20 protein-coding genes are annotated in these 16,443 nt (G+C 65.7%); 11 read left to right on the forward strand and 9 right to left on the reverse strand.

Features of this window, described 5'->3' with window-relative positions; all coding sequences use genetic code 11:
• The coding region (locus B3587_RS13695) for a PadR family transcriptional regulator (RefSeq protein WP_292729640.1) at positions 1 to 467 on the forward strand (467 nt) is incomplete at its 5' end.
• Here B3587_RS13695 and B3587_RS13700 read toward each other — a convergent pair.
• The 6 genes from B3587_RS13700 to B3587_RS13725 are packed head-to-tail and all read right to left on the reverse strand — an operon-like array spanning position 416 to position 4,995.
• Entirely contained in the window at positions 416 to 1,207 is a 792-nt protein-coding gene (locus tag B3587_RS13700) for an urease accessory protein UreD (protein WP_292729643.1), read from the reverse strand. The two genes, B3587_RS13695 and B3587_RS13700, sit on opposite strands and share 52 nt — an antisense overlap.
• Positions 1,204 to 1,980 carry an urease accessory protein UreG gene (gene ureG, locus B3587_RS13705; protein WP_292729646.1) on the reverse strand — a complete coding sequence of 259 codons (777 nt, stop codon included), beginning with the start codon at positions 1,978 to 1,980 and terminating at the stop codon, positions 1,204 to 1,206. Before ureG ends, B3587_RS13700 begins: the two co-directional genes overlap by 4 nt.
• A complete protein-coding gene (locus B3587_RS13710; RefSeq protein WP_292729649.1) occupies positions 1,973 to 2,644 on the reverse strand; it encodes an urease accessory protein UreF in 672 nt (223 codons plus the stop codon). The genes ureG and B3587_RS13710 overlap by 8 nt, the downstream gene beginning before the upstream one ends.
• Positions 2,644 to 4,347, reverse strand: coding sequence for an urease subunit alpha (locus B3587_RS13715; protein ID WP_292729652.1), 1,704 nt, complete (start codon positions 4,345 to 4,347; stop codon positions 2,644 to 2,646). Before B3587_RS13715 ends, B3587_RS13710 begins: the two co-directional genes overlap by 1 nt.
• Complete coding sequence (ureB, locus tag B3587_RS13720; protein WP_292729655.1) at positions 4,347 to 4,682, reverse strand: urease subunit beta; 336 nt, start codon at positions 4,680 to 4,682, stop codon at positions 4,347 to 4,349. Before ureB ends, B3587_RS13715 begins: the two co-directional genes overlap by 1 nt.
• A gap of 10 nt (positions 4,683 to 4,692) precedes the next feature.
• A complete protein-coding gene (locus B3587_RS13725; protein WP_292729658.1) occupies positions 4,693 to 4,995 on the reverse strand; it encodes an urease subunit gamma in 303 nt (100 codons plus the stop codon).
• A gap of 470 nt (positions 4,996 to 5,465) precedes the next feature.
• On the opposite strand from B3587_RS13725, the gene urtA reads away from it, so the two are divergent.
• The 8 genes from urtA (at position 5,466) to B3587_RS13765 (ending at position 13,260) form a co-directional block, all read left to right on the forward strand.
• A complete protein-coding gene (gene urtA / locus B3587_RS13730) occupies positions 5,466 to 6,764 on the forward strand; it encodes an urea ABC transporter substrate-binding protein (protein ID WP_292729661.1) in 1,299 nt (432 codons plus the stop codon).
• Positions 6,765 to 6,859: 95 nt separating this feature from the next.
• Positions 6,860 to 7,744 carry an urea ABC transporter permease subunit UrtB gene (urtB, locus tag B3587_RS13735; protein WP_292729664.1) on the forward strand — a complete coding sequence of 295 codons (885 nt, stop codon included), beginning with the start codon at positions 6,860 to 6,862 and terminating at the stop codon, positions 7,742 to 7,744.
• Positions 7,741 to 8,841: an urea ABC transporter permease subunit UrtC gene (gene urtC, locus B3587_RS13740; protein WP_292729669.1), complete on the forward strand. Its 1,101-nt coding sequence runs from the start codon at positions 7,741 to 7,743 to the stop codon at positions 8,839 to 8,841. The genes urtB and urtC overlap by 4 nt, the downstream gene beginning before the upstream one ends.
• Positions 8,838 to 9,659 carry an urea ABC transporter ATP-binding protein UrtD gene (gene urtD / locus B3587_RS13745; RefSeq protein ID WP_292729672.1) on the forward strand — a complete coding sequence of 274 codons (822 nt, stop codon included), beginning with the start codon at positions 8,838 to 8,840 and terminating at the stop codon, positions 9,657 to 9,659. The genes urtC and urtD overlap by 4 nt, the downstream gene beginning before the upstream one ends.
• Entirely contained in the window at positions 9,659 to 10,339 is a 681-nt protein-coding gene (gene urtE, locus B3587_RS13750; protein WP_292729674.1) for an urea ABC transporter ATP-binding subunit UrtE, read from the forward strand. Before urtD ends, urtE begins: the two co-directional genes overlap by 1 nt.
• A gap of 95 nt (positions 10,340 to 10,434) precedes the next feature.
• Positions 10,435 to 12,114, forward strand: a complete 1,680-nt coding sequence (locus B3587_RS13755) for a purine-cytosine permease family protein (protein WP_292729675.1) — start codon at positions 10,435 to 10,437, stop codon at positions 12,112 to 12,114.
• Positions 12,104 to 12,673 (forward strand): TetR/AcrR family transcriptional regulator, encoded by a 570-nt coding sequence (locus tag B3587_RS13760; protein ID WP_292729677.1) that lies wholly within the window; start codon positions 12,104 to 12,106, stop codon positions 12,671 to 12,673. Before B3587_RS13755 ends, B3587_RS13760 begins: the two co-directional genes overlap by 11 nt.
• Positions 12,673 to 13,260 carry a helix-turn-helix domain-containing protein gene (locus B3587_RS13765; protein WP_292729679.1) on the forward strand — a complete coding sequence of 196 codons (588 nt, stop codon included), beginning with the start codon at positions 12,673 to 12,675 and terminating at the stop codon, positions 13,258 to 13,260. The genes B3587_RS13760 and B3587_RS13765 overlap by 1 nt, the downstream gene beginning before the upstream one ends.
• Positions 13,261 to 13,520: 260 nt before the next feature.
• On the opposite strand, the gene B3587_RS13770 is transcribed toward B3587_RS13765, so the two are convergent.
• Positions 13,521 to 13,748 carry a hypothetical protein gene (locus B3587_RS13770; RefSeq protein WP_292729682.1) on the reverse strand — a complete coding sequence of 76 codons (228 nt, stop codon included), beginning with the start codon at positions 13,746 to 13,748 and terminating at the stop codon, positions 13,521 to 13,523.
• Between the two features lie 226 nt (positions 13,749 to 13,974).
• On the reverse strand, positions 13,975 to 14,265 hold the full coding sequence (locus B3587_RS13775) for a hypothetical protein (protein WP_292729685.1): 291 nt from the start codon (positions 14,263 to 14,265) through the stop codon (positions 13,975 to 13,977).
• A gap of 166 nt (positions 14,266 to 14,431) precedes the next feature.
• Here B3587_RS13775 and B3587_RS13780 point away from each other — a divergent pair, with 166 nt between their 5' ends.
• Both B3587_RS13780 and B3587_RS13785 read left to right on the forward strand, forming a co-directional pair.
• The gene (locus B3587_RS13780) at positions 14,432 to 14,803 is read left to right on the forward strand and encodes an ArsR/SmtB family transcription factor (protein WP_292729688.1); all 372 of its coding nucleotides are present in this window, start codon (positions 14,432 to 14,434) and stop codon (positions 14,801 to 14,803) included.
• A 2-nt stretch (positions 14,804 to 14,805) separates the two neighbouring features.
• Positions 14,806 to 15,786 (forward strand): SRPBCC family protein, encoded by a 981-nt coding sequence (locus B3587_RS13785; RefSeq protein WP_292729691.1) that lies wholly within the window; start codon positions 14,806 to 14,808, stop codon positions 15,784 to 15,786.
• Between the two features lie 109 nt (positions 15,787 to 15,895).
• Here B3587_RS13785 and sufU read toward each other — a convergent pair whose 3' ends face one another.
• On the reverse strand, positions 15,896 to 16,342 hold the full coding sequence (gene sufU / locus B3587_RS13790; protein WP_228179322.1) for a Fe-S cluster assembly sulfur transfer protein SufU: 447 nt from the start codon (positions 16,340 to 16,342) through the stop codon (positions 15,896 to 15,898).
• Positions 16,343 to 16,443: the final 101 nt, after the last annotated feature.

A 16,443-nucleotide genomic window follows, 5' to 3' on the forward strand; every position in this document is an offset into this window, starting at 1 on the left:
GGCTCGAGCGCGACGGCCTCGTTTCGCGGGGCGCAGCCGACGAGGCAGGCCACGTCTACTGGCAGATCACGGATGCCGGCCGCGGCGAGGCCCGCGCCTGGCTGGCATCTCCGGTCGAACGCAACCCCGGCACCCGGGATGAACTCGCGATCAAGCTCGCCCTGGCGACCACGCTCCCGGGAGTCGATGCTTTCGAGGTCATCCGCACACAGCGGCGGGCGTCGGCTACACACCTCGAGTCCCTGCGCAGCTCGACGTTCGGTGGCGAGATTGTCGGAGGCCCGGAAGAGCTCGCCTGGTCGCTTCTCAACGAGTCGATGATCTTCGGCGTCGAGGCGGAACTCCGGTGGCTCGATCACGTTGAGGCGCAACTCGCGGCGCACCCCGCGCACGCAATGGCGCTTGAACTTGACACTCACCGTCCCAAGCGCGGACGACCAGCATCGCCGCGGCCGGTATCGGTATGAGGCACGAAAGGCGCATCATCGATGGCGCTCCGAGCGAACCGGAGCGCCGTGCCGAGCGGTAGCAGGCTCTCGAGCGGGCTGTCGTGGGCGTGGTCACCGAGGTAGCGCAGCACGGCACCCCCGCGCTCCAGGTCCAGACGCACAGCGCCTGGCACATGCGGCGCTGTGATCCCCTCGCCGAGGTAGAGGACTGAATCCACCACCCGCTGCGAGCCGAGAATGCCGGGGCAAGGCTGGTCGCCGCGAACCTGCAGGCGCTCGCGCAGCACCGGGCCTGCGGCATCCGTCACTTCTACATCGGCTGTGAGCGCGCCGCCGCGCTCGCCGGAGCGACCGAGGACGAGGGTTTCGCGGGCGACCACGGATGCTGCAGCGCCCAGTCGAACGGTCATCGACCGCGTGAGTGAGCCGGCGTCGGTGACCACTGTGGGCAGGCCCTCCCACACGAGGTGAGCATCAGCGCCGAGGTCAAGGTGCGCGTGCCACTGCGACTGGCCCACCTCCTCTCGCCCGTAGATGATGAGCCCGCCGATGTCGACCAGACGCACGGAGCATCCGTCCCCGACACGGACGTCGAGCTCGACGTGATCCCCGGGCATCAGCATCGCTCGGCCCGAGACCAGCGCGATCTCGACGCAGTGCCCGCGGCGATGCACGAGGCGGGGGATCACCGCGTCGCCGTCCAGCACGCACGTGACGGCATCGCCCCGCGCGGTGACCTCGACGACGGTGGGTCTCACGAGTGCGCGTGGTCCACGTGATCGTGCAGGGCCCCGTCCGCGTGTGCGTGGGAGTGGTCGCCCTCAGCGTGCGAGTGCACGAACCCGCCACCTTCCTCGTCGGCATGGAAGTGCGGGGCCATGGGGCCGGGATCCTGGGGGACGTGCGATCCGTCGCGGTGTGCGGCGAGGATCGACAGCACCCATTTGCGTAACGCCGCGACCGAGACGGCGTCGGTGCGCGAAAGAGCGAGCACTGTCCGTCCGTCACGGGCGAGGGTGGCATCGGCGACCATCTGCTCGACATCCACCCCGACATAGGGTGCGAGGTCGGTCTTGTTCACGACCAGCAGGTCGGCCCGGGCGATACCGGGGCCACCCTTTCGGGCGACATCGCCACCGCCAGCCACATCGAGGACGAAGATCTGCGCATCCACGAGTGCGGGCGAGAAGGTGGCGGTGAGGTTGTCGCCGCCCGACTCGATGACGACGAGGTCCAGTGGCGCGAAGGCACGCTCGAGGTCTTCGGCGGCGAGCAGGTTCGCGGTGACATCGTCGCGGATCGCGGTATGCGGGCATGCCCCGGTCTCTACGGCGACGATGCGCTCGGGATCGAGCACTCCGGCAGAGCGCAGGAACCTGGCATCCTCGTCGGTGTAGATGTCATTCGTGATCACGCCGATGCGGATCTCTTCGGCGAGGATGCGGCAGATCGTCGCGATGAGCGAGGACTTGCCAGTGCCGACGGGGCCGGCAACGCCAAGCCGCAGGGCGCGGGGTGAGTGGTCAGGCACGAAAGAGCCTCCTGGTCGATTGGGCGTGGACCTGGGCCCACTGTTCGGATTGCGGTGCGGACAGGGCGGGGATGTCGGTGGGACTGGTGATCTGCGCGATCAGCGGTAGCTCGCTCTCGACCTCGCCGCAGATCTCGACGACGAGCGAGACCAGATCGAGCGGATCGCGAGGCTCGAGCTTCAGGACCGCGGCTGCAGCTGCCTGCATGTCTTCGTAGGCGACAAGCCGCGCCAGATCCAGCGCTGGCATGTCTAGGCCCGCCGCGATCACGCCGAGCACGCACGCCCGCGGGGGAGGTGTCGTGCGAGCGCGCCAGGTGTGGATAGCCGAGTCGCCGGGGAGCAGTTCGGTGCCCACGCGCAGGTATCCGCGGGCGAGGTGGCGCGCGGCATCCCGCAGCGCGGCGCTCGGGGTGCGGGCCGCCCATGCCGCCTCGACAGCGTCCAGATCACCGTCGATGAGGCTCACATGCCGCGCGACGACAGCAGTCCCCGCCTCGACGAGGGTCACCGTGGCTGCCCGACCGCGCAGCAGAGCGGGAAGCTCCGCTGCCCGCAGGCCCGACATCAGCGCGGGCTCCACGCCGGCGGAGTGCGCGTGACCGCCGGAGGGCAGCCTGGCATCCGCGAGGAGCATCGCGGCGGAGGTCGAGGACAGGGCCATCAGAACAGCTGGTAGAGCTGGGCCAGCGGCAGGCGGGCGGCGGGGGCTGGTTCGACGAGCTCGCCATCGATGCGGATGTCGAACGTGTCGGGTCGGATGTCGATCCGCGGCAGCGCATCGTTGTTGCGCATGTCGGCTTTGCTGATTCCGCGGGTGGACTGCAGCGGCAGCATCCGGCGTGTCAGTCCGAGTCGGCCCTCGATCCCCGCCGCCAGCGCGGCGGGAGAGACGAACGACACCGATAGGGCACCGCCGATGGCATCGCTGAAGGCGGGACGCATCAGCACCGGTTGCGGGGTGGGAATGGAGGCGTTCGGATCGCCGAGGGCTCCCCACACCAGCCCACCACCTTTCATGACCACACTCGGACGGAACCCGAAGAACCGTGGATCCCACAGCACGAGGTCGGCGAGCTTGCCCACCTCGACCGAGCCGACCTCCGCGTCGATGCCGTGAGCGATCGCGGGGTTGACCGTGTACTTCGCGACATACCGACGGGCTCGTTCGTTGTCGGCGGGGAGGGAGGTGCCGAGGCTTCCGCGCCTGGCCTTCATGACGTGCGCCACCTGCCAGGTCCGGGTGATGACTTCGCCGATCCGTCCCATCGCCTGAGCGTCGGAGGAGGTGATCGAGATCGCGCCCATGTCATGCAGGATGTCTTCGGCGGCGATCGTCGTGCCCCGGATGCGGGACTCCGCGAAGGCGAGATCTTCGGGTACTCCCGGGTTGAGGTGGTGACAGACCATCAGCATGTCGAGGTGCTCGGCGACGGTGTTGACCGTGTGGGGCAGCGTCGGGTTCGTCGAGCCGGGAATGACGTAGGGAAGACTCGCGATCGAGAGGATGTCGGGAGCGTGACCGCCCCCCGCCCCCTCGACGTGGAACGCGTGGATCGTGCGCCCCGCTATCGCGGCGATCGTCGAATCGACGTAACCCGCCTCGTTGAGCGAGTCGCTATGCAGCGCGACCTGCAGGCCCCAGTCCTCGGCGGCGCGCAAGCTCGCGTCGATCGCTGCCGGAGTCGAGCCCCAGTCCTCGTGGACTTTGTAGCCCGCCGCACCTGCGAGCGCCTGCTCTTCGAATGCCGCTGCCGAGACGGTATTCCCCTTGCCCAGCAGCAGGACGTTGACCGGAAGGGCATCCAGGGCACGATGCATGTGTTCGAGGTGCCAGGACCCCGGCGTGACGGTGGTGGCCTTCGACCCTTCGGACGGTCCCGTTCCTCCTCCGACGATCGTCGTGATCCCCGCCGCGAGCGCCTCGTGAATCTGTGACGGGGAGAGCAAGTGAACGTGCGAGTCGATCGCCCCCGCGGTGAGGATCTTCCCCTCACCGGAGATGACGTCGGTGGACGGTCCGATGATCAGCCGAGGGTCGACGCCATCGGCGATGTCGGGGTTCCCCGCGCGCCCGACCCCGACGATCCGGCCGTCGCGGATGCCGACATCGGCGCGCACGATTCCCCACCAGTCGAGGATGATCGCGTTCGTGATCACGGTGTCCAGGGCGCCATCGGCGCGCGACACAGTGCTCTGCGCCATGGACTCGCGGATCGACTTGCCGCCCCCGAACACTGCCTCTTCGCCGCCGGCGGTGAGGTCCCTCTCGATCTCGATCCAGAGGTCGGTGTCGCCCAGGCGCACCTGATCGCCGGCGGTGGGCCCGTAGATCGCGGCGTATCTTTCCCTGTCGATCCTGACCATCAGAGATCTCCTCCCTCGTGTCGGATGCGGATGCCTGCCACACGCCGATTCCCGCGCAGGCTCACCGCTGCCACACGCTTGGAGACCCCTGGCTCGAAACGCTCCGAGGTCCCCGAGGGAATGTCGAGTCGACATCCCGCAGCTGCCGCGCGGTCGAAGTCGAGCGCGTCATTCACGTCGGGCAGATGGATGTGGGAGCCGATCTGCACGGGACGATCCCCCGTATTGAGAATGATCAACTCGAGGCGCTCATCGGCGTCGCGGTCGGCGTTGAGCTCGATCTGGCCCGGACGCACGCGGATGGCTCCCGGTCCTGATGATGTTCCCGATGCCACGGTGATCCTCTCAGTCGATCGGATGGTGAACGGTGACGAGCTTGCGTCCGTCGGGGAAGGTGGCTTCGACCTGGACGTCGACGAGCATGTCGGCCACGCCCTCCATGACGTCATCGCGGGTGAGCACGGTGCGCCCCGCCGCCATGAGTTCCGCTACCCCGACACCTTCTCTGGCGCGCTCGATCACCCACGTCGACAGGAGGGCTACGGCCTCCGGGTGGTTGAGCTTCACGCCGCGTGCCTGGCGATCTCTGGCCACCATGCCCGCCACGGCGAGCAGCAGCTTCTCGGTATCCGCAGGTGACAGATGCACGGGGCGCTCCCTTCGGCGTGGCTCCTGAGGAGCCGGCGAGTCGGATCACTGTCAGGATGCTTGTCGGACAGTGTCCCGAGCAGTGACAGAAGTCTGTCATTTTTGCGTCAGTCACTCATCATTGTCATCGTCATGACGTGGTGAGAACCAGCGAAAAACCCTGTAATTTCAAGGCACTAGGCGGATCACGGCTCTGGCAGTTTTACATGGTCGACACATTCGAGTAATGGCAATGTAATGCCACGGGTCCATGGTGAACTCACCTGCAGCAGTCGGCGGTGTTCTGCCACCGGCGATTCGGGACCTCTTCGCTCAGACCTCGGCGAGGGGTCCCACCCCGCACCACAGATCCTCTGACCGGGCGAACGGCGCATCCGACGCGGAACGCCACGCAAGCGGTATTCGTCGCGCCATCCGTGCGGACGGTGCGGCTTGCGCTCTCGCACACGCAACCTGAAACGGAGCACAGCATGATCACCACTGGCAGGCGTCTACGGACGCTGCTTGCGGCAGGCGCCATGGCCTCAGCCGCAGCCCTCGTCCTCGCCGGATGCGGCGCCCGCACCGACGACGCAGCCTCGAGCGAAGCCCCTGCGGCCGCGGAGAGCTGCGTCGACACCTCGGGCGACACCGTCAAGCTCGGATTCCTCAACTCGCTGACCGGAGGCATGGCGATCTCCGAGACCACGGTCTCGAACGTGCTGCACATGGCGGCTGATGAGATCAACGCCGACGGCGGCATCCTGGGCAAGCAGATCGAATACATCCAGGAAGACGGCGCCACCGACTGGCCCACCTTCGCCGAGAAGACCGAGAAGCTGCTCACGCAGGACTGCGTCGCCGCGATCTTCGGCGGCTGGACCTCCTCGTCGCGTAAGGCTGTCAAGCCTGTCGTCGAGGAGTACAACGGCCTCTTCTTCTACCCGGTCCAGTACGAAGGCCTCGAGTCCTCACCGAACATCTACTACACCGGTGCCACGACCAACCAGCAGATCATTCCCGCCATGGACTACCTGGCATCGCAGGGAGTGAAGACCCTGTTCCTGGCGGGATCGGACTACGTCTTCCCCCGCACCGCGAACGCGATCATCAAGCTCTACGCAGAGGAGCTCGGCATCGAGATCGTCGGCGAAGAGTACGTGCCGCTGGATCGTGACGACTGGACGACCCAGGTTGCCAAGATCGTCGAGGCTGACCCCGACTACATCTTCAACACGATCAACGGTTCCTCCAACGTCGGGTTCATCAAGGCGTACTACGACGCGGGCCTCACTCCCGAAGAGACACCGATCATCTCGGTCTCGATCGCTGAAGAAGAAGCTCCCGCGATGGGTCACGAGGTCACCGGCAACTACGCCTCGTGGAACTACTTCCAGTCCCTCGACACCCCGAACAACCCGGCGTTCATCGAGGCCTGGCAGGCCTACCCGGGCAGCAGCGGCGTGACCTCGGACCCCATGGAGGCCGCGTACATCTCGCTCTACCTCTACAAGGCCCTCGTTGAAGCCGCTGGCTCCTTCGACGTCGACGCGATCAACCAGGCTGCCCTGGACAACGAGATCACGGTGGACGCTCCCGAGGGTGTCGTGACCCTCAACGGGGAGAACCACCACATCTCCAAGCCGGGCCACATCGGACGCATCAACGCCGACAACCAGTTCGACATCGTCTGGGCATCGGACGGGTTCATCGAGCCCGACCCGTACCTCGAGCAGTACTCCTGGTTCCCCGAGGACGTGCGCAACGCCCTCGTGGCAGCCGCGGGCTGACACACACAAGGCACTGCGGGGTCCCGGCCTGTCCGGGGCCCCGCAGCACCGGCTCTTCCATGAACACGCGCGAGAACAGAAGGGAGTGAACTCGAATGGATGCACTGATTCCGCCGCTGCTCAACGGCACCGCGCTGGGCGCCTTGCTGCTCTTGACAGCACTCGGCCTCACCCTGACCTTCGGCCAGATGGGGGTGATCAACATGGCGCACGGCGAGTTCATCATGGTCGGCGCCTTCACGACATTCCTCGTTCAGCTCGTCATCCCCGACAGCAACATCTCTATCCCTGTCGCGTTGCCCGTCGCCTTCGTCGTCGCCGGGCTCTTGGGCCTTCTGCTGGAAGCCGGAATTCTCCAGTGGATGTACCGTCGCCCGCTTGACACACTGCTGGTCACCGTCGGTGTGGCACTCATCCTGCAACAGGCTGCCCTGCAGATCTTCCCCGCCCAGGGAGTGCCGGTGGAGAACCCCGGCTGGCTCCAGGGCCAGATCAACGTCTTCGGCTACGCCTGGCCACTGCGCCAGGTGTTCACCATCGGACTTGCCGCGGCGTGCGTGGCGATCCTCGCCGCCTGGCTCAAGTACTCCTCGTTCGGGCGCCGGATTCGCGCCACGGTGCAAAACCGCGACCTGGCCGAGACCGTCGGGGTGCGCACCCGGACCGTGGACCGCATCACGTTCTTCGTGGGCTCGGGACTGGCTGGAGTCGCGGGTGTCGCAGCCTCCCTCATCGGGGGAACCAACTCCCAGATGGGGACCCAGTACATCATTCCCGCCTTCCTCGTCGTCGTGGCTGGGGGTATCGGGCAGATCAAGGGCACCGTGATCGCCGCCTTCGCGATCGGCATTGCGATGGCCTTCTTCGCCGACCTGACCAGCGGGAGCCTTGCTCAGGTGCTCGCCTTCGTGCTCGTCGTCGTCTTCCTGCAGATCCGCCCGCAGGGTCTGTTCACCGTCCGCACGAGGGGGTTGGCATGACCATCCTGACCAAGCTCAAGCCCTGGTACTCGCTCATCGGCATCGGCATCTTCGCCGTCATCCTCCTCGCGGTGGCGCCGTCGATCCTGACGATGCACTGGGTCAACAACCTCGGCAAGTACTGCGCCTGGGCGATCGTCGCCGTCGGGATCGGACTGGCGTGGGGACGCGGCGGGATGCTCGTCATGGGGCAAGGCGTGTTCTTCGGCCTCGGTGCCTACGCCATGGCCATGCACATGACATTGGAAACCGCCGGCCCGGACGCCCTGCCCGGGTTCATGATCCTCTACGACCCGCTAGCCCCGCTCCCCGCCTTCTGGGAGCCCTTCCGCAGTCCGTGGTTCACCCTGCTCGCGATCCTCGTGCTGCCGATCATCGTGGCCGGCATCCTTGGTTTTGCGCTGTTCAAGCGTCGCGTCAAAGGTGCCTACTTCGCCATCCTCACCCAGGCGCTCGCCGTCGCGCTCGCCATCTGGATCAGCTCGACGATCCGCGAAACCGGAGGTGACACAGGCCTCAGCGGCTTCACCTCGTTCTTCGGATACGACCTGCAGGATCCCGCCAATCAGGTGATGGTCTACCTCATCACCGCGAGTCTTCTCGTCGTCTGTATGGTCGTGGTGTGGCAGCTCTACCGCAGCCGCTTCGGCGAGCTGCTGCTGGCGACCCGCGACGCTGAGGAGCGCGTTCGGTTCCTGGGTTATGACCCGGCCAACGTCAAGCTCGCCGCCTTCGTCATCGCCGCGGTCATGGCCAGCGTCGGCGGCGCCATGTTCGTTCCCCTGGTCGGGATCATCACGCCGCAAGAGATCGGGGCCTCCGCGTCGATCCTCATGATCGCCGGCGTTGCCCTCGGCGGTCGGGCCTCCCTGTTCGGCCCGGTGCTGGGTGCCATGGCCATCGGATGGGGTCAATCCAGCCTCGCCTCGAGTTGGCCCGACGGATGGGTATACCTGCTCGGTCTGCTCTTCGTCGTCGTGACCCTCTTCCTCCCCAACGGCCTGGCCTCCCTGGTGGGGCGGGTCAAAGACCTGTTGGCGCGTGACCGCACCTCCGCACCCGCGCCGTTGCCGATCGAAGGCGAGGCGAAAGCATGAGTGAGGACGCGAGCACGGCGCCCGCAGCATCCGACGCGGGAGTCCTCGTCCCCGATGCCGAAACCTCCGTGACCGTGTCCCACCTCACGGTCAGCTTCGACGGGTTCAAGGCAGTCGACGATGTCGATCTGCTCATGCTCAAGGGACAGGTCCACTTTCTCATCGGACCGAACGGAGCAGGCAAGACGACCCTCGTGGACGCCTTGACCGGTCTGGTTCCCGCGACCGGGACTGCCACCTACAACGGGATGGATCTTGTCTCGATGAAGGCGAACAAGATCGTGCGTGCCGGCGTGGGGCGAACTTTCCAGACCGCGACAGTGTTCGACGAGCTCTCGGTGCTCCAGAACCTCGACATCGCGGGCGGTCTGCATCGCCGGGCCTGGGGACTTCCTCTTGCTCGGCGCGGAGTGCCCGAGTACGTGGAGTCCGCGCTAGAGACGATCGGCCTGTCCGGGCTTCGCGACAAGCCTGCCGGCATCCTCGCGCACGGGCAGAAGCAGTGGCTTGAGATCGGCATGCTCCTCGTCCAAGACGCGAAGGTCATGTTCCTGGACGAGCCCGTGGCCGGCATGAATGCCGACGAACGGGACGAGACCGGGCAACTGCTCCAGCGCATCGGCGATCAGCGCACGATCATCGTCATCGAGCACGATATGGACTTCGTGCGCAACTACGCCGAGTGGGTCACCGTGATGCACTCGGGCAAGCTCCTGGCTGCCGGGACTGTTGAACAGGTGCAGGCGGACCGGCGGGTCCAGGAGGTCTATCTGGGGACGGCCGCCGACGCCGCCGTGGAAGGCGAGGGGGGCCACTGATGCTCGAGATCACCGGCGTCACAGCAGGTTATGGGCGCACCAAGGTGCTCCATGACGTCACCATCCAGATTCCGACCGGCTCCGCCGTCTCGGTGATGGGTCATAACGGTGCGGGCAAGACCACCCTCCTGCGCGTCGCTACAGGCCTGATTCCGGTGATGAGTGGACAGGTACGCATCGACGGTGAGGATGTCACCAAGATGCCGCCCTCGAAGCGGGTGCAGCGCGGTCTTGGCTACGTGCCGCAAGGGCAGCAGTCCTTCCCGCAAATGAACACGCTGGAAAACCTCCAGCTGGTGGCAAAGCGCAGCTCCGATATCGACGAAGTGTTCGACCTCTTCCCGGTCCTTAAGCAACTCTTGGGGCGAAGGGCCGGCCTCCTGTCGGGCGGTCAGCGCCAGCAACTGGCGATCGCTCGTACCCTGCTGACCAAGCCGCGACTCTTGGTACTCGATGAACCCACCGAGGGTATCCAGCCGAACATCGTCGCTGATATCGAACGGGTCATCATCGACCTCACGCGTCGCGGCGATCTCTCGGTCCTGCTGGTCGAGCAGCATGTCGGCTTCGCACTGCGATCGACAAGCACGTACTACGTGCTGCAATCGGGTCGAATCACGATGAGCGGTGAGGGTGGGGCGTCGGCGATCGACGATGTACGCGCCGCGATGGCGATCTGATTCAGATCGATTCCTCGCGGCAACGCCGGTGAAACACACTCTCGGCACAATCCGAAGCAGACGACATCGCGGAGGTGAGAGTGGGTGCGCTGGGCATGCGGACCCTGAACCGTGCGGGCGACGCGCGAGCGGCTGCAGAAGACAGTCTTGAGGACTATGCCTTCCGCTACGTTCCGCGCTCCTTCCGCCGGTGGAGCGCCCTGTCCGTCGGCGGTACGGCGCTAGGGTCGATCGCCTTTCTCGCCGACTTCTCTATCGGCGCCAGTATCGGGCTGGAGCACGGGACGGCAAACGCGATGCTCGGCATCCTGCTGGCATCCGTGATCATCTTCGCGGTGGGATTTCCCGTCGCCTATTACGCGGCGCGGTACAACCTCGACCTCGACCTGGTCGCCCGCGGCTCCGGCTTCGGCTACTACGGGTCGATCATCACCACCGTCGTGTTCGCAGGATTCACCTGCATCTTCTTCGCGCTCGAAGGCGCGATCATGGCGCAGGGACTCGCTGTGGCGGTGGGGATTCCGCTGCCGCTGGGGTATGTCATCTCGACAGTGGTCGTGATCCCGATCGTGATCTACGGGATGCGGGCGCTGGAGAGACTGCAATTCTGGACGACGCCGCTGTGGCTGGCGCTGGCGCTGCTTCCCCTGATCTGGATCGTCGGTACCCAACCGGAGTCGGTCGTCGAGTTCGTCGAGTTCACGGGACTCTCGGACGGCGAGGTCAGTTTCAGCGCGATCGTTGCCAGCGCTGCGGTGTGCTTCGCGCTGACCCCGCAGCTTGCCGAGCAGATCGACTACATCCGGGTCATGCCGCCGCGCACCGCGCGAAACTCGCGCTCGTGGTGGGTGTCTTTTGTCTTCAGCGGGCCGGGGTGGGTGGTCTTCAGCGGGACCAAGCAGCTCATCGGACTGTTCCTGGCGGTCTATCTGGTCACCAAGGTCGATCCGATGATCGGCGACCGAGCAGTCGAGCCGGTCGCTCAGTTCTTGGGGATGTACGAATCGCTCGTGCCCGACTGGCTCGCCCTCGCGCTGGTGCTGCTGTTGATCGTGATCGCCCAGATCAAGATCAACGTCACCAACGCGTACTCGGGGTCGCTGGCCTGGTCGAACGTGTACACCCGGGTGCGCAAGCGATATCCCGGGCGCACGGTGTTCGTGCTGTTCAACCTCATCATCGCGCTTGCCCTCATGCTCATGGATGTCTTCAGCCTCATCTCGTTCGTCCTGAGCCTGTACGCCAACGTTGTGATGGCCTGGCTCGTGACGATCTCGGCCGACATCGTCATCAACAAGCTGATCCTGAAGATCTCGCCGCGTTACCCCGAGTTCCGGCGGGGCATGCTGCACGACTGGAACCCGGTCGGCCTCGTATCTGTGAGCCTCGCCTCCCTGCTGTCGCTGCTGACCTTTGCCGGGGCGTTCGGCCCGAATCTGCAGCCATTCTCGGTGCTGATTGCTATTGGGGTAGCTCTCATCGTGACCCCGCTCATGGCGATCGCGACGCGGGGTCGGTACTACCTGCGCCGGTCCTCAGACGGCATCCCGACGCCGATTCTGGATGCGGACGGGAATCCTTCCGGAGAGCGACTTCGTTGCCACGTCACGGGGTACACCTTTGAGCGGCCGGATATGCTGATGTCGGCTGAGTTGGGGCCTCGGGGCGAGGTGCAATACGTCTCGTCGCTGGCTCTCACCCTCGACGATTCGGACCGATACGTCCTACCGCCGGAGCCGCCGCCGACGAGAGGAGAGCGCGACAGTGGTCGTTGACGAGACGATCGACACCTCTGGTGCGATCCTCGCCTGCGCGGCGACCCTGCTGCGACATCGGACATTCGAGGACATCACGTACCTCGATCTCGCCGAAGCATCCGGCGTGTCAGAGCGCACCATCTACCGCCGCTTCCCGACGAGGTCGAACCTTCTGGATGCGCTGGGTCGCTGGATCGAGGAGGAGCACTTCCGGATCGCCGAGTTCCACACGTTCGCGCAGTTCCGGGAAGCCGTGCGGAGTCGCTTTGCCGCGTATGCCGCGGAGCCGGCCTTTGCTTTCGTGGCGGCCCGGGGTGCCTCACTTTCCCCGATGGGCGACGAGCAGGCTACGCCGATGACCGATGCGATCATGGTCATGTTGCACGAGTCGGTGCCCGGTCTGAACCGACGCGACGCGCTACGAATCGCCGCCAACGCTCGCTACTTCGCATCTGCGCAGTTCTGGGCGCGGATGCGGACGGGCTTCGACATGAGCGGAGACCAGACCTTCGAGGCTTTCGAGTCCGCGATGGCTCAAGTGCTCCCACGTGAGACGAAGGCGAGCAGGGCGGCGTAGTGGCCGCAACCGACGCGGACGCCGAACTGTCTGCCACCCAATCGGCGATCCTCGCGGCATACGCCGAACTGATCGAGGAAGTGGGCACGGATGACGTGTCCTTTCGCGTGATCGCGCTGCGGGCGGGAGTCGGAGAGCGCACGGTGTTCCGTCACTACCCGACCCGCGTCGACTTGCTGCTTGCGACATCCGCTTGGATCGAGAGGACGACGTTCTCTCGATCGCAGTGCGAGTCCATCTTCGATGTCCCGATCGCGATTCGCGAGGCCATGGAAGCGTACGATCGTCGCCCGGAGTTGGCCTATGTGGTCGCCGAAACCTCGATGCGCGGCGTCAACGGTGCCGAGCCCGCCCCGTACCGCGAGGCGTTCAGTGCGCTCCTGCGGCACGAGGTCCCTTCTTTAGGGGAGAACGAGCGACAGCAGATTGTCGCAGCACTGTGTCACCTCGACTCGGCGGCGACCTGGGTGGCAATGCGCCGACAGCTGGGGATGAGTGGTCGCGACATCGCCGACGCTGCGACCTGGGCTGCGGAGGCGATTCTCGATCCGATCCGGGATCGCGCGGAAGGGTCCCGCACGCTCTGAGCGGCTCCGCGTGGTCAGGCTAGGTCGTCGGGGTAGAGCTGTCGACGACCGAGTGGCCACACCCGGAGTGGACGGCGGGCACATCCTTTCGGGAACGCGGCGGGATGACACTGGATGTCACGTCAGGCGAGCCTTCGAGGTGCGATCGGGGGGTGTTTGTCGTGGTACTTTCCCGACCCGAGAGCCTACAAAGACGGTTGGGTCGACCGTCCCGTCACGCTTACCGAGTTGTGACGCACGAGAACCGCTCCGGGCAATCGCTAGCCGCGGAAGGCGTCGAGGCGGCAGAGCACACGAACGTGTGCTGGCGCGTCCGGGTTGACCCGCTCTGCGATCGCTGTGATCGACCAGCCGTCCTTGATCCGAGCGTGGACATCTGGGCAGAGCCAGTCCGGAACGTAGCCAAACTTCTGGCCGTCGAGGGTATTGACGAGAACCGCCTTCGGGTTCACCTCGTTGTCTTCCTCGAGAGCCGAGCGCATTTCCATGGTCGAAGGGAGGTGCCAGACGGCGCTCACCCCCACGGAGGATGACCGCCCAGTTTTCGTGATGGCGGTCGCGTCCGGCGACCCAAGCATCCATAAGCAGATAGCCGGTCCACACGTCAAAGGCAGTGAAGTCACCTGGCCAGTCGATGTCGGCCGGCGGCCCAACCTCCTCGAGCGCATGCTGGACGGCCGCCACCGTGTAGCCCTGGTTCTCGCCCTGGATTGACTAGTCGTAGTCGGCGAACCGTGCTGACAGCACGCTGTTGCCATGATCGAGGTACTCGAGACTGTCCCGAAGCACTGACCTGGACACGATTGCGCGCCGACCTTCCAGGATTGCTGGGCGGATAGTCGCGCTCGGGACGCCGAGCTGCTCGGCCAATTGGTGGACAGTCCACTCGGCCCAATCTTCTCCGCTGACAGTCCCATCGAGCTCGTCGAGTCGCGCGAGTTTGAGTAACCACTGTCGGTCGCCGAACATCGGCAGCTCGACCCACCACTTCTCCTTCGACCCCATTGGTTCGTCTGCTTCGGCCGCGCCGCGGACGAAGTGGAGCGATTCTCAGGGAGTCGGCACGGGATGACCCTATCGGCGACGCCCGACGGTCGCACCGCGGAAACGCGCGAAATCAACAACTCTTCGGGGTTGACGGCGGCCTTGGCGTGCCTTAACGTACAACCAAATGGTTGCACAAAAGGACCTCACTGATGATGAGATTGACCGCGTGTTTCACGCGCTCGCCGCGGCGACGCGGCGCGACATCCTGCGCCGGACTATCGAGTCCGAGCACTCGGTCTCGGCGCTCGCGCAGGACTACGACATGTCCTTCGCGGCGGTCCAGAAGCACGTCGCCGTCCTCGAAGAGGCCGGCCTCATCATCAAGCGAGCGGAGGGACGCGAGCGCCTCGTTCGCGCCGATCCGATCATGATCGCCAGAGCGAAAGCGCTCCTCGCCCGCTATGAGGACCTGTGGCGTGCGCGCATCGACCGACTCGACGACCTGCTCGCCGAGCCATCCGACCCATCGGCATCCATCACCACGAAAGGGAACTGACGATGCCCGTCACCACTGTCACCACCGACCCCGACGCGCTCACGATGACACTCGTCGGCGACTTCGCCGCGCCCGTCGAGCGCCTCTGGCAGGCGTTCACCGAGCCTGCCCAGCTCGACCGCTTCTGGGGCCCTCCGGGGTGGCCGGCGACCTTCACGTCGTTCGACCTCACCCCCGGGGGCCGCGCGCAGTACCAGATGACCAGCCCGCAGGGCGAGGTGTCGCGCGGCGGCTGGGAGTTCACCGCGATCGATGCGCCACACCGATTCGAGGTGCTCGACTCGTTCCTCAACGGTGACGGCGACGTGCTCGAAGGCATGCCCACGATGCGCGTCGAGTTCCTCTTCGAGGCGACGCCCGAGGGCTCGCGACTCACCAACATCACCTACTTCGACTCGCTCGACGCCCTGGAGCAGGTCGTCGAGTTCGGTGCCGTCGAAGGGTCGACGCTCGCGATCAACCAACTCGACGCGGTGCTGCAGGACCTGCGGGAGTACGCGCAGGGCAAGGGCACGCAGACCGAGATCCTCAGCGATACGCACGTGCGGATCACGCGGCTGATCGACGGACCCCGGGATCTCGTGTGGCGGGCCCACACCGAGCCCGAGCTTATGAAGAAGTGGTTGCTGGGCCCTGATGGCTGGCGGATGACGGTGTGCGAGATCGATCCGGCGGTCGGCGGGCGTTACCGCTACGAGTGGACGCCTGACGAGGGTGTGGAGGGTGAGGCGTTCGGCTTCGATGGCGAGACGCTCGTGAGTGAGGCCCCGAGGCGCGCGGTGACCACCGAGCACATGACCGGCACCGACTTCCCGTCGACGACCAACGACATGTCCCTCTACGAAGAGGATGGCGCGACCCTCATCACGCTCCTCATCGAGTACCCCGACAAGGACACCCGCGACATGGTCCTGGCCACGGGCATGACCGAGGGTATGGAGACCAGCTACGCCCGCCTGGAGCGGGAGCTCCTGCCGGCCTGAGTCGCCGCTTGCGGCATCCGTCTCACGCGAGGGGTCGCAACACGCCGCTGCCACCGTGCAGCGCACGGCGTGTTGCGACCCTTCGGCGTTGAGGGCGGATGCGAAATCCTCAGGATGTCTGGGCGAGGCTCTCTTCGAGGGCGACCCAGGCGAGCATCGCGCACTTGACGCGGGCGCTGAACTTCGAGACGCCCGAGAGGGCTGCGGCATCCTCGTACACGTCCTCGTCGAGCTCGATCGTGCCGCGCGAGCGCAGCGCCTCGCGGAAACCGTCGATCAGTTCAGCTGCCTTCTCGCGCGGGACGCCGTCGATGAGATCGACGAGCATGGATGCCGACGCCTGCGAGATCGAGCAGCCTTGGCCTTCCCACGTCACATCGCGGATCGTCTGACCATCGTCCGAGACGCGCACCCGTAGCGTCACTTCATCGCCGCAGATCGGGTTGCGCTGATAGCTCGTGCCGGTGTGGTCATCGGCCTCGGCAAGACCGAAGCCGTGCGGACGCTTGGAGTGGTCCAGGATCAGCTCCTGGTACAGGGATTCAAGACTCATCAGGATGCTCCGAAGAACGCGCGGACGCCACGGGTTGCGTCCAGGAATCGGTCGACCTCATCGGGGGTCGTGTAGACGGATGCCGAGGCCCGCACCGAGGCCGT

Origin of the sequence: Microbacterium sp. UBA837 (assembly GCF_002296025.1) — a bacterium.
Lineage (GTDB): Bacteria > Actinomycetota > Actinomycetes > Actinomycetales > Microbacteriaceae > Microbacterium.

Bases quoted from the DNA above. Each gene is read 5' to 3' on its own strand.
- B3587_RS13710 (WP_292729649.1), bottom strand. From the start codon at position 2,644: ATGGCCCTGTCCTCGACCTCCGCCGCGATGCTCCTCGCGGATGCCAGG.
- B3587_RS13715 (WP_292729652.1), bottom strand. From the start codon at position 4,347: ATGGTCAGGATCGACAGGGAAAGATACGCCGCGATCTACGGGCCCACC.
- urtA (WP_292729661.1), top strand. From the start codon at position 5,466: ATGATCACCACTGGCAGGCGTCTACGGACGCTGCTTGCGGCAGGCGCC.
- urtB (WP_292729664.1), top strand. From the start codon at position 6,860: ATGGATGCACTGATTCCGCCGCTGCTCAACGGCACCGCGCTGGGCGCC.
- urtC (WP_292729669.1), top strand. From the start codon at position 7,741: ATGACCATCCTGACCAAGCTCAAGCCCTGGTACTCGCTCATCGGCATC.
- urtD (WP_292729672.1), top strand. From the start codon at position 8,838: ATGAGTGAGGACGCGAGCACGGCGCCCGCAGCATCCGACGCGGGAGTC.
- urtE (WP_292729674.1), top strand. From the start codon at position 9,659: ATGCTCGAGATCACCGGCGTCACAGCAGGTTATGGGCGCACCAAGGTG.
- B3587_RS13755 (WP_292729675.1), top strand. From the start codon at position 10,435: ATGCGGACCCTGAACCGTGCGGGCGACGCGCGAGCGGCTGCAGAAGAC.
- B3587_RS13770 (WP_292729682.1), bottom strand. From the start codon at position 13,748: ATGGAAATGCGCTCGGCTCTCGAGGAAGACAACGAGGTGAACCCGAAG.
- B3587_RS13775 (WP_292729685.1), bottom strand. From the start codon at position 14,265: ATGGGGTCGAAGGAGAAGTGGTGGGTCGAGCTGCCGATGTTCGGCGAC.
- B3587_RS13780 (WP_292729688.1), top strand. From the start codon at position 14,432: ATGGTTGCACAAAAGGACCTCACTGATGATGAGATTGACCGCGTGTTT.
- B3587_RS13785 (WP_292729691.1), top strand. From the start codon at position 14,806: ATGCCCGTCACCACTGTCACCACCGACCCCGACGCGCTCACGATGACA.